Origin of the sequence: Thioalkalivibrio sp. ALJ12 (assembly GCF_000378305.1) — a bacterium.
Classification (GTDB): Bacteria; Pseudomonadota; Gammaproteobacteria; order Ectothiorhodospirales; family Ectothiorhodospiraceae; genus Thioalkalivibrio.
Map to the genome: position 1 here is coordinate 229,739 of NZ_KB899540.1, position 11,448 is coordinate 241,186.

At 66.6% G+C, this 11,448-nt stretch carries 10 protein-coding genes; 5 read left to right on the forward strand and 5 right to left on the reverse strand.

The features are described from left to right. The first annotated feature begins 2 nt into the window (after positions 1-2). Positions 3-167, forward strand: coding sequence for a hypothetical protein (locus tag F467_RS13760; protein WP_018138462.1), 165 nt, complete (start codon positions 3-5; stop codon positions 165-167). Between the two features lie 64 nt (positions 168-231). On the opposite strand, the gene ribBA is transcribed toward F467_RS13760, so the two are convergent. The 5 genes from ribBA to glyA form a co-directional block, all read right to left on the reverse strand. Next, positions 232-1,338 (reverse strand): bifunctional 3,4-dihydroxy-2-butanone-4-phosphate synthase/GTP cyclohydrolase II, encoded by a 1,107-nt coding sequence (gene ribBA / locus F467_RS0111325; RefSeq protein ID WP_018138461.1) that lies wholly within the window; start codon positions 1,336-1,338, stop codon positions 232-234. 27 nt (positions 1,339-1,365) lie between these two features. Next, positions 1,366-2,049, reverse strand: coding sequence for a riboflavin synthase (locus F467_RS0111330; RefSeq protein ID WP_018138460.1), 684 nt, complete (start codon positions 2,047-2,049; stop codon positions 1,366-1,368). 139 nt (positions 2,050-2,188) lie between these two features. After that, positions 2,189-3,364, reverse strand: coding sequence for a bifunctional diaminohydroxyphosphoribosylaminopyrimidine deaminase/5-amino-6-(5-phosphoribosylamino)uracil reductase RibD (ribD, locus tag F467_RS0111335; RefSeq protein ID WP_018138459.1), 1,176 nt, complete (start codon positions 3,362-3,364; stop codon positions 2,189-2,191). Continuing rightward, the gene (gene nrdR, locus F467_RS0111340; RefSeq protein WP_018138458.1) at positions 3,364-3,915 is read right to left on the reverse strand and encodes a transcriptional regulator NrdR; all 552 of its coding nucleotides are present in this window, start codon (positions 3,913-3,915) and stop codon (positions 3,364-3,366) included. The genes ribD and nrdR overlap by 1 nt, the downstream gene beginning before the upstream one ends. Before the next feature lie 22 nt (positions 3,916-3,937). Continuing rightward, positions 3,938-5,197, reverse strand: a complete 1,260-nt coding sequence (glyA, locus tag F467_RS0111345) for a serine hydroxymethyltransferase (RefSeq protein WP_018138457.1) — start codon at positions 5,195-5,197, stop codon at positions 3,938-3,940. Between the two features lie 569 nt (positions 5,198-5,766). Between glyA and F467_RS0111350 the strand changes: the two genes are divergently transcribed. From F467_RS0111350 to F467_RS0111365, 4 genes are all read left to right on the forward strand, one after another. Beyond that, a complete protein-coding gene (locus F467_RS0111350) occupies positions 5,767-6,441 on the forward strand; it encodes a PEP-CTERM sorting domain-containing protein (protein WP_018138456.1) in 675 nt (224 codons plus the stop codon). Between the two features lie 332 nt (positions 6,442-6,773). Continuing rightward, entirely contained in the window at positions 6,774-7,406 is a 633-nt protein-coding gene (locus F467_RS0111355) for a PEP-CTERM sorting domain-containing protein (RefSeq protein WP_018138455.1), read from the forward strand. A gap of 235 nt (positions 7,407-7,641) precedes the next feature. Then, entirely contained in the window at positions 7,642-8,643 is a 1,002-nt protein-coding gene (locus F467_RS0111360) for a TAXI family TRAP transporter solute-binding subunit (RefSeq protein ID WP_018138454.1), read from the forward strand. After that, the gene (locus F467_RS0111365) at positions 8,640-11,432 is read left to right on the forward strand and encodes a TRAP transporter permease (RefSeq protein WP_018138453.1); all 2,793 of its coding nucleotides are present in this window, start codon (positions 8,640-8,642) and stop codon (positions 11,430-11,432) included. Before F467_RS0111360 ends, F467_RS0111365 begins: the two co-directional genes overlap by 4 nt. Positions 11,433-11,448 lie beyond the last annotated feature (16 nt).

Genomic DNA, 11,448 nt, shown 5'->3' on the forward strand with positions numbered 1-11,448 from the left:
CCATGCGATTCCTGTTCTTCTTCTTCGTCCTGATCCTGCTCGCGCTGTGGGCGGCCTTCTTCAGCCGCCCCAACAACCCGACGCTGTCCAATTGGCTGTACGTACTGTCCGGGGTCCTCGCCGTGCTGTTCCTGATCGGCTACCTGCGCCTGGACGGGGTGATATAGCGCGGACGAGCACGAGGAGGAGCGCCCTGCGCTATTCGCGGCCCCGGGATATTCGTGGCCCGGGCTATTCGTGAATGTAGTCGACGACCTCGAGCCCGAAACCGCCCAGGCCATGGAAGCGCTTGGGCGCGGACATCAGCTTCATGCGGCCCACGCCGCAGTCCGCCAGGATCTGCGCGCCGATGCCGTACATGCGCCACTCGGCCGAATTCTCGCGCCCGCCACGCTCCTCCTGCGGCGGCTGCCCGAGCTGTTCCAGGCGCTGCGCCAGGGCCTCGGCGCTCTCGTGCTTGCGCAGCACCACCACGACGCCCTCGCCCGCCTCGTCGATGCGGCGCAGAGCGTCGTCCAGCGGCCAGCCACGATCCGGGCCGGCATAGCCCAGGGTGTCATGCAGCGTGTTTTCCAGGTGCACGCGCACCAGGGTGCCCTGCTCCGGCTTCGGCTCGCCGCGCACCAGCGCAAAGTGTAGCTGGTGGTCGACCTCGTCCTGGAATGACAGCAGGCGGAATTCGCCGTGCGCGGTCGGGAACGGGCGCTCCGAGACGCGCTGAACGGTCTTCTCGTTCTCGATGCGGTAGCGGATCAGGTCCTCGATCGTGCCCATCTTCAGGTCGTGTTCGGCACAGAAGCGCTCGAGGTCCGGGCGCCGCGCCATCGTACCGTCCTCGTTGAGGATCTCCACGATCACCGCGGCCGGCTCGGCCCCGGCCAGGCGCGCGAGGTCGCAACCGGCCTCGGTATGGCCGGCGCGCACGATCACCCCGCCCGGCTGCGCCATCAGCGGAAAGACATGTCCCGGCTGGACGATGTCACCCGGCTGCGCGTTGGGCGCCACGGCCGTGCGGATGGTGTGCGCGCGGTCATAGGCGGAAATACCCGTAGTCACGCCCTCGGCGGCCTCGATGGACAGCGTGAAGTTGGTGCCGTGCACATCGTTGGTGTCGGTCACCATCAGCGGCAGCGCGAGCTGCTTGCAGCGCTCGCGGGTCAGCGTCAGGCAGATCAGCCCGCGGCCGTACTTGGCCATGAAGTTGATGTCCTCGGGGCGCACATGCGAGGCGAGCATCAGCAGATCGCCCTCGTTCTCGCGGTCCTCGTCGTCGACGATGACCACCATGCGCCCGGCCTGCAGTTCCTCGAGGATGGTTTCGGTATTGGAAAATTCCATGCGTGCCTTCGGTCGGGGGCCGTGCGCTCAGTCGCGCGACCCGGAATGATTGGGGAAGCCCTGTTCGGCCAGCCAGGCCTCGGACAGATCACCCGCGCCCACGCCCGGCTCCGCCGCGCGCTCGCCCAGCATCAGGCGCTCGAGGTAGCGCGCGATCAGGTCCACCTCCAGGTTCACCGGCGTGCCCACCGCGTAGACAGAGAAGCGGGTCAGCGACCAGGTGTGGGGGATGATGTTGACCTCGAACTCGGCCCCGTCGACGCGGTTCACGGTCAGACTGGTGCCATCGATGGTGATCGAGCCTTTCGCGGCGATGTAGCGCGCCAGCGCGGCGGGGGCGCGAAAGCGCACGCGGGTCGAGCGTGCGTCCGGCTCCATCGCGACCACCTCGCCGACGCCATCGACGTGGCCCGAGACCATGTGGCCCCCGAGGCGGTCGCCCAGCGCCAGGGCCCGCTCCAGGTTGGCCCGGTCGCCCGGCCCCAGCCCGCCCAGCGTGGTCACGTTCAGGGACTCGCGCGAGACATCGGCGGCGAAGCCCGCGCCCGTCAGGTCGGTCACGGTCAGACACACGCCGTTGACCGCGATGGAGTCGCCCAGGCGCGTGTCCGACAGGTCCATCCCAGGTGCATTCACATGCAGGCGCACGTCGCCGCCGCTGGGCGTCAGGCGATCCAGGCTGCCAAGGGTCTCGATGATTCCGGTGAACATGGGCCTTGTATCGGTTTCAGGCCGCCCCGGGAAGGGACGCCGCGAGCCGCCCATCTTAGGGAAACGCGAAGGCGTTCGCACCACACGATGGAGGACGTATGGATTTAGCACCCCGACAAGGCGCAGGACGATCGGACCATCAGGAGCGCGGACGGGCTCGCAGGCGCAGGCTGTCACCGACCCAGCGGCTCTCGAGGATCTCCAGCTCCGCGCGTTCGTCCATGCGCGCCAGCGGCCACTCCACCAGCGGACGGGCACTCGAGCCCAGCAGCAACGGCGCCTGGTACAACAGCCACTCGTCCACCCAGCCCCCGCGGGCCAGGGCGCCGGCCAGACCGGGGCCGGACTCGACATGCAGTTCGTTTACCTCGGCGCGTGCCAGCTCCACCAGCACCTCGCCGAGGTCCAGTCCGCCCTCGGGCGAGTCGCTGGCCAGCGCGATCGGCCGCACATCCGCGCCATGCCCGCGCAACGTATCCGCGACCGGCGAACGCGCGGCATCCGGCCCGGTCAGGACCCACACAGGCCCGCTCTTCAGGATCTGGGCGCCGGGGGGCGTGCGCAGCCGGGCATCCAGGATCACCCTGAGCGGCTGCCGGGTGGGCAGATCCGAGTAGTGCGGGTCATCAGGAAAACCGGCCTGGGCAGCCAGCTGATGCGGTTTCATGCGCACGGTCAGGCGCGGGTCGTCGGCCACCACGGTACCGCTGCCGGTCAGAATCGCCCCGGCGCGCGCCCGCCACAGCTGTACGTCGCGACGCGCGGCCTCGCCGGTAATCCAGCGGGACTCGCCCGAGGCCATCGCCGTGCGCCCGTCCAGGCTCGCCGCGAGCTTGATCCGGACCCAGGGACGTCCTTGCTCCATGCGCTGGACAAAGCCCGGGTTCAGTGCCCGGGCCTCGGCCTCGAGTACGCCGGTTTCGACCTCGATCCCGGCCGCGCGCAGCGCCTCCATGCCGCCACCACAGACCCGCGGGTTCGGGTCCTGCATCGCAATCACGGCCCGGGCCACGCCGGCCTGGATCAGCGCCTCGGTACAGGGAGGAGTGCGACCGTGGTGACTGCACGGCTCGAGCGTCACGTAGACAGTGGCCCCGCGCGCGGCTTCGCCGGCCGCGTGCAGGGCGTTCACCTCGGCGTGCGGCTCGCCGGCACACCAGTGCAGCCCCTCTCCGACGACCTCGCCATCGCGCACCAGCACACAGCCCACCCGAGGATTGGGATCGGCACTGAAGCGGCCATAGTCGGCCAGCTCCAGCGCCCGCGCCATGTGACGCCGATCCTCCACCGCCTGTTCGTGTCCCGGCTGTGCCATCAACTGCCCTCCTGCGAATCCCCCGGTGCGGCGGCATCCGTGTCGGCGAGTCCCTCATCGATCAGGCGCAGCTGTGAACGGCGCATCTCCGGCGTCAGGTCATCCTCGAGCCGCTCGATGGCCTCGCGGAAGGACTGCACACTGGCAAAGCTCAGATAGATGGAGGCAAAACGGATATAGGCCACATGGTCCAGGGCATGCAAGGCTGCCAGGACCATTTCGCCAATACGGTCGGACTTGACCTCGGGGGCCGCCAGGGACGCGAGCTGGCGCTTGATGTCGTCGATCACGCGCTCGACATCCTCGGTCTTCACCGGGCGCTTGTGCAACGCCCGGCGCAGACCACTGCGCAACTTGTCTTCGTCGAAGGCAACGCGCTCGCCGGAGCGCTTGACCACCCGCGGCAGGCTGAACTCCGCCCGCTCGAAGGTGGTGAAGCGCGCCCGGCACTCGCGGCACTCGCGCCGACGCCGGATCTGCTCCTGCTCCGGACCGGCCACCCGCGAGTCGACCACGCGGGTGTCCTGAGCGCCACAGGCCGGGCAGCGCATGGCGGGCCGCCGCTACGCCGCGTTATTCGGGGGCGCCGTAGACCGGGAAGCGGCGGCAGATCTCGACGACCTTGTCGCGGGTCGCGTCGATCACCTGCTCGTTCTCGTGGTCGTCCAGCACGTCGGCGATCCAGCCGGCCAGCTCGCGCGACTCCGCTTCGGTGAAGCCACGCGTGGTCAGAGCGGCGGTGCCGATGCGGATGCCGGAGGTCACGAATGGGGATTCCGGATCGTTGGGCACGGCGTTCTTGTTGACCGTGATGTTGGCGCGACCCAGCGCGGCGTCCGCGGCCTTGCCGGTCATGCCCTTGGACACCAGGCTCAGCAGGAACAGGTGATTGTCGGTCCCGCCGGAGACGATGTCGTAGCCACGCTCGACCAGGACCTCGGCCATCGCGCGGGCGTTGGCGATCACCTGCTTCTGATAGGTCTTGAATTCCGGCTCCAGGGCCTCCTTGAAGGCCACCGCCTTGCCGGCGATCACGTGCATCAGCGGGCCGCCCTGGGTACCCGGGAAGATCAGCGACTGGAACTTCTTGTTCAGCTCCGGCTGGCCCTTGGTGATGATGAAGCCGCCACGCGGCCCGCGCAGGGACTTGTGCGTGGTGGAAGTGACCACGTGGGCGTGGTCGATCGGGTTCGGGTATTCGCCGGCGGCGATCAGGCCGGAGACGTGGGCCATGTCCACCATCAGGTAGGCGCCCACGGAATCGGCGATCTCGCGGAAGCGCTTCCAGTCGACCACGCGCGAGTAGGCGGAGAAGCCGGCGACGATCATCTTCGGCTGGTGCTCGGTGGCCAGGCGCTGGACCTCGTCGTAGTCGATCAGACCCTCGTCGGTGATGCCGTACTGCACCGCGTTGTAGATCTTGCCGGAGAAGTTCGGCTTGGCGCCGTGGGTCAGGTGACCGCCGGCGTCCAGGCTCATGCCCAGCACGGTGTCATGCGGCTGCAGCAGGGCCATGTACACGGCCGCGTTGGCCTGCGAGCCGGAATGCGGCTGCACGTTCGCGTAGTCGGCGCCGTAGAGCTGCTTGAGGCGATCGATCGCGAGCTGCTCGACGATATCCACATACTCGCAGCCACCGTAGTAGCGCTTGCCCGGATAGCCCTCGGCGTACTTGTTGGTCAGCACGGAGCCCTGGGCCTCCATCACGCGCGGGCTGGTGTAGTTCTCGGAGGCGATCAGCTCGATATGCTCTTCCTGGCGCTGCGCCTCCTTGCTGATGGCGCCCCAGAGTTCGTCGTCGTAGCCGTGGATACTCATGTCGATCGAAAACATTCGGATCTCCCGTTTCATTACTTTCGTGGATTCGGTTTCCCGGCGCGCCGACTCACCGGCGCAGGCCTGGGAAGGGGGAAACAAAGACGCGTAATGATAGGGGATGCGGGGCTTTTTTTCAGGTGGCCGCCACGCCATGGCCAGACCACCGTCCAGGTAGCGCACAACGCAAGAATCCAAAGCCTTCCGTATTTTCAGCTACATACGGCCTATTGCGCGCTGCCGGGCAAGCTCGACAGGGTAGCCATGGCCTCCGGCGCGCACGGCCTGGTGTCCCGTTTCTTTACACCCAATCCTGGCCGGGTAAACCCCTCTCGCGGCACTGAGAATGTACCCGCCGGGCGCCACTCACCCGAACGGCGTAGTCGTCGGTGTCACACTTTTTTACGCCCATCCAGTCCCGCTGCCATCCGGCAAAAGGCGCATCCTCCTATCGGTCTGTTTTTTCGAATGAATTAGCGCGCATATGGGAATGGCACCGTTTCTGCATAGCCCTGAGTGCACAAGGACCGGATGGGCCGGATCCGCGCAAGCCACCCAGGGGGCTATTCCCAGGGAAGGTGCATCGAATGAACCCCAAACGTACTACACCCTATTTCGCGAGTGCCGCCCTGTTGCTGGGCCTGGGCCTTTCCGGCGCCGCACAGGCTTCGTTGATCAGCTGCGCCAGCCTGGATGGCGGCGTTGAAAACCGCGTCACCGCCAACATCGGCTGCCAGATCCTCGAACCCCTGGATGGGCATGCAAACGACCCTGTGGGAGGCGACCCCTCCAACTGGATCGTCAACACGGCCGGTGGCACGGGCTTTTTCGGCATCAGTGACTGGCAGTTCGATGGCCGCTGGGAAGATCCGCCGAACAGCAACGGCGATCCGCTGGAGTTTGATCCGGCCGATCCGACCCTCAACCTGGTCACGCTGGACGGAACCTCCCAGGGCGGGACCTGGACACTGGATCCGAGCTTTGTCTACGGCGACCTGCTGTTCCTGTTCAAGGATGGCCGCGGCACCAATCTGACCGGGTTCCTGATGACTGGCTATAACGGCAGCTACCTCTCGCCATTCATTGACCCGCCGTTTGACTTCCCGGGTGCAAGCCCCAAAGACATCTCCCACGTGAGCATCTACTACCGTCCGAACGGGCAGGTACCGGAGCCCCACACACTGTTGCTACTGGGTCTGGGTCTGGGCTTGCTGGGTATCGCCGTCCGCCGCAAAGCACGCAGGGACACGATGGCGGCCTGATCACGTCCTGCTCGACTTGGCATGATGGCGCCCATGTGGCGCCATCATTTCGTTTGGGCCGACGACCGAACGTATATGGCACAACTCAGCCGGACATGTCCGGTTTTTTTACAACCCGCACAAACCCGTTGGCCGTACCTCCCACACCTGGACCCATAACCCGCTGTTTCAACGACGCAATCCCCTCTGCGCACTGGATATGGCACGAAGCGTGCTGCATTCCCGCCTTGTGAGTGATGGCACTTTCAGGCGATCCGCGCCCCAGCCGCATTCATGAGAAACCATGGAGGGACTTTCGTCCCATGGAGGTAAGCTCGATGTCATGCAAGCCATTGCTCTCGTTCCTGGCCGGAACGGTGTTCCTGTTGACCCTGTCGCTCTCCGGGGCCACCCAGGCCGCACTGCTCGATTGCACTGCCCTGTCCGGCAACGTCGGTGACAAGGTCACCAACAATCTCGGCTGTCAGATTTTGTCGCCACTGGATGGCGCAGCCACCGACTCCACCACCGGCGATCCCTCCAGCTGGCTTGTGAATACCGCGGGCGACACCGGATTCTTCGGAATCAGCGACTGGCTATTCGACGGCCGCTGGACCTCCCCCGGGTCGAACAGCTCGACCCTCGCCAGCTTTGATGGCAATCGCCACAGCGGGCAATGGAACCTCGATTCCGAATGGGACTATGGAGACCTGCTGTTCGTGTTCAGTCATGGCAGCGGCACCAACCTGGTCGGCTTCCTGATGACCGGGATCAATGGCGATTACAGCTCACCCTTCACCCAACCGCCCTTCAGCTATCCGGGTGTGGCCACACGCAACATCTCGCATATCAGCGTCTATTACCGTTCGGGCGCGGTCGGCACCGTCCCCGAACCGAAGACGATGCTGCTGATGGGACTGGGGCTCGGCCTGCTCGGGCTGATGCTTCGCCGGAACCGACGCCAGGGGCCCCGTTTTCCGGCCTAGGCGAACGCCCAACGGCCCGTCGCCGCGCCATCAAGGGCACGCCTGTCGGGCGTGTCCTTTACCCTGATTGAAGAGGGGCCTGCACAGGACCGCGGATGACCGAAGGCGAGGCGATCCCCATCGCCCCCGGCCCGCAGGCACAGTCGACCTGAACGCGAACGTGCTATTTGATCGGCGTCTCCCTAGAATCCTCGGCACTGCCGCGATTCGTTCCCGGCATGACCCCGGAGGGCGTATGAATCGATCCAGTGTGCCGAGGGCCGACCGGCGATGGCTGCAACGCCTGCTGCCAGTGCTCACCCTGGTCAGCCTGCTACTGGCCACCACCGCGCAGGCCGAATCGCGCTTCATCAATATCGGCACAGGCGGGGTCACCGGCGTGTATTACCCGGCGGGCCAGCACCTGTGCCGCCTGTTCAACACCCGTCGCGACGAGCACGGGATGCGCTGCACAGCGGAGAGCACCGGCGGCTCGGTCTTCAATCTCAACATGATCCGCTCGGGCGACATGGACTTCGGCGTCGCGCAGTCGGACCTGCAGTACCACGCCTATCGGGGCTCCGGGCGTTTCGAGGAATTCGGGCCCGCTCCCCATCTCCGGGCGGCGTTCAGCCTGCATGCCGAGCCCCTCACCCTGGTGGTGCGCCCCGACGCAGACATCGAGGGGCTGGATGACCTGCCCGGCAAGCGCGTCAACATCGGCAACCCGGGCTCGGGCCAGCGCATCCTGATGGAAGAACTAATGGGGGCGCTGGGCTGGGACCAGGACACCTTTCGCCGGGTGAGTGAGCTGCCCTCGCGCGAGCAGGCCCAGGCGCTTTGCGACAACCGCATCGACGCCTTTGTATTTTCCGTCGGCCACCCCTCGGCCGCGATTCAGGAACCCATCGCGACCTGCAACGCCCGACTGGTGTCGATCGAGGGTTCAACCGTCGACCAACTGGTCGAGGACACCCCTTATTACCTGCGCGCGCTGATCCCCGCCGGCACCTACCCGGGCCAGGACGACGACATCCATACCTACGGTGTCGGCGCCACGCTGGTGACCTCGACCCTTACATCGGAACGCGCGGTCTACGAGATCACCCGCGCGGTGTTCGAGAACTTCGAGACCTTTCGCGGCCTGCATCCGGCCTTTGGCCCGCTGGAACGCGAGACGATGGTGGACGAAGGACTGTCGGCCCCCCTGCATCCGGGGGCCCAACGCTATTTCCGTGAAGCGGGGCTGATCGAATGAGCGATACCAGGGGGACCACCGGGGGGGCCACGGAACCGGCCGACAACGCGGCCGAGACTGCTCAGGAGCTGGAATCCGGCGCACGTCATCCGGGGCGCGGCACGCGCAGCCTGATCTGGCTGACGGCGGTGGCCTGGTCTCTGTTCCAGATCTGGATCGCCTCGCCCCTGGGCGACTGGCTGGATTTCTTTGTCGTCTCGGACACCGAGGCGCGCTCGATCCATCTGGCCTTTGCAGTCTTCCTGGCCTATCTGCTGTTTCCCGCGATCCGGCCGGGCACACGCCACGTGTCCTGGCCACGCGCCATTGGCGTGACCTATGCCCTGGGCGGGCTGGTCCTGATGGTGTTCGGGATCTGGCAATTGCTGGGCCTGGAGCGCCTGGCCGAGGTCTACGTGATCATCGGGCTGACCCTTCTGGTGGTCGCATTGCCGCTGCTGCGCGGCCATGACCCCATCCACCACATACCGCTGACCGACTGGATGTTCGCTGCAATCGCGGCCTTCAGTGCGCTGTATCTGTACCTGTTCCACGCCGAGCTGGCTGACCGTCCCGGGGCGCCCTCGGACGTCGACCTGATCGTCGCCGGGATCGGCCTGATCCTGCTGCTGGAGGCCACCCGGCGGGTACTGGGCCCGGCGCTGACGATCATTGCCGCGATCTTTTTGTTCTACACCTTCGCCGGCCCGATCATGCCGGACATCATTGCCCATCGCGGCGCCAGCTATCCGCGCGCGATGGCCCAGCAGTGGCTGTCCAACGAAGGCGTGTTCGGGATCGCGCTCGGCGTCTCGACCAGCTTCGTGTTCCTGTTCGTGCTGTTCGGCGCGCTACTGGAACGGGCCGGCGCCGGCGACTACTTCATTCGCGTGGCGTTCTCGCTGCTGGGGCACATGCGCGGTGGCCCGGCCAAGGCGGCGGTGATGGCGTCCGGGATGACCGGCGTGGTCTCGGGCTCGTCCATCGCCAATGTCGTCACCACCGGGACCTTCACCGTGCCCCTGATGAAGCGGGTCGGCTTCAGCCCGCACAAGGCCGGGGCCGTGGAGGTCGCCAGCTCGGTGAACGGGCAGCTGATGCCGCCGGTGATGGGTGCGGCCGCGTTCCTGATGGTCGAGTACGTCGGGATTCCCTATGTCGAGGTCCTCAAGCACGCGATCCTGCCGGCCCTGATCGCCTATATCGCGCTGATCTACATCGTGCACCTGGAGGCCTGCAAGAACGGCATGGAGGGCCTCAAGCGCGCTACCGTCACCACCTGGCGCGGCCGCCTGATCAGCTTCGGGATTACCGTCTCCAGCCTGATCATCCTCGCCGCCGCGGTGTACTGGGGGCTCGGCTGGATCAAGGACCTGGCCGGCGACGCCGCCGCCTGGATCATCGCCGCTTTGCTGTTTACCGCCTATATGGTGCTGCTGTGGATTGCCGCTCACGAGCCGGAGGCGGAGCCGCTGGATACCGAGCGTCCCCTGCCGCGCGTGCTGCCCACAGTGCTGGGCGGCCTGCACTATGTGCTGCCGCTGGTGGTGCTCGTCTGGGCCCTGGTCGTGGAGCGCCTGTCGCCGGGGCTTTCCGCCTTCTGGGCCGTGGCGTTCATGATCTTCATCGTGCTGACCCAGCGGCCGCTGGTGGCGCTGTTCCGGCGCCAGGGCCGGCTCGCCCAGGCGACCTGGGTCGGGGTGTGGGAGCTGTTCCAGGGCTTCGAGACCGGCGCGCGCAACATGATCGGCATCGGGGTGGCGACCGCGGCGGCCGGGATCATCGTCGGCACCGTCGCGATGACCGGGGTCGGACTGGTGCTGACCGACCTGGTCGACACCCTGTCCGGCGGCAACCTGCTGATGGTGCTTTTGCTGACCGCGCTGATCAGCCTGGTGCTGGGCCTGGGGCTGCCGACCACCGCGAACTACATCGTGGTCGCGACCCTGATGGCCCCGGTGATCGTGGAGCTGGGGGCGCAGAACGACATCCTGATACCGCTGATCGCCGCACACCTGTTCGTGTTCTATTTCGGCATCATGGCGGACGTGACACCGCCCGTGGGGCTGGCCTCGTTCGCCGGGGCGGCCGTCGCCAAGGCAGACCCGATCCGCACCGGCATACAGGCCTTCGCCTACAGCCTGCGCACCATCGCGCTGCCGTTCTTCTTCATCTTCAACAGCCAGCTGCTGCTGATCGGCGTGGATAACGTGTTCCAGCTGCTGCTGGTCTTCCTCGGCTCTCTGGCGGGCATCCTCCTGTTCACTGCGGCGACCCAGGGCTGGTTCCTGGCCCGCAGCCGGCGCTGGGAATCGGCACTGCTGCTGGTCAGTGCGTTCGTGCTGCTGGCCCCGACCGTACTGATGGACCGCGTGGCGGAGCCCTACGAGCGTGTGCCGGCCGAACAGCTGTTCGAGGTCGTGGAGACCGTCCCGGATCGCGAATCGCTGCGGGTCGAGGCCACCGGCATCGACCTGGAGGGCCGCGAGATCACCCGCACCGTGATGTTCCCGCTGGGCGACCCGGGCCTGGAGCCGCGCGAGCGCCTGTCCGATGCCGGACTCGATGTCACCTTCGATACGGACACGGAAAAAGCGCGCATTCAGACGGTTGCTTTTGGCAGCCCGGCCGGCCGAGTAGGCTTGGAAGGAGGCTGGACGATCACCAGCGTGCTCGTGGATACGGACCGCCCGAGCCCCTACTGGTGGTACCTCCCGGGCCTGCTGCCGGCGCTGCTGGTGGCCTGGAACCAGCGCCGTCGCGAACCGCCCGCCGGGCCTACCGCGACGGCACCGGCGCTCAGCGCCTGACGACCCACGCGACAGG

What these genes read in the sequence shown, in the direction of transcription:
- F467_RS13760 (WP_018138462.1), top strand. Translation starts at nt 3, where the DNA reads ATGCGATTCCTGTTCTTCTTCTTCGTCCTGATCCTGCTCGCGCTGTGG.
- ribBA (WP_018138461.1), bottom strand. Translation starts at nt 1,338, where the DNA reads ATGGAATTTTCCAATACCGAAACCATCCTCGAGGAACTGCAGGCCGGG.
- F467_RS0111330 (WP_018138460.1), bottom strand. Translation starts at nt 2,049, where the DNA reads ATGTTCACCGGAATCATCGAGACCCTTGGCAGCCTGGATCGCCTGACG.
- ribD (WP_018138459.1), bottom strand. Translation starts at nt 3,364, where the DNA reads ATGGCACAGCCGGGACACGAACAGGCGGTGGAGGATCGGCGTCACATG.
- nrdR (WP_018138458.1), bottom strand. Translation starts at nt 3,915, where the DNA reads ATGCGCTGCCCGGCCTGTGGCGCTCAGGACACCCGCGTGGTCGACTCG.
- glyA (WP_018138457.1), bottom strand. Translation starts at nt 5,197, where the DNA reads ATGTTTTCGATCGACATGAGTATCCACGGCTACGACGACGAACTCTGG.
- F467_RS0111350 (WP_018138456.1), top strand. Translation starts at nt 5,767, where the DNA reads ATGAACCCCAAACGTACTACACCCTATTTCGCGAGTGCCGCCCTGTTG.
- F467_RS0111360 (WP_018138454.1), top strand. Translation starts at nt 7,642, where the DNA reads ATGAATCGATCCAGTGTGCCGAGGGCCGACCGGCGATGGCTGCAACGC.
- F467_RS0111365 (WP_018138453.1), top strand. Translation starts at nt 8,640, where the DNA reads ATGAGCGATACCAGGGGGACCACCGGGGGGGCCACGGAACCGGCCGAC.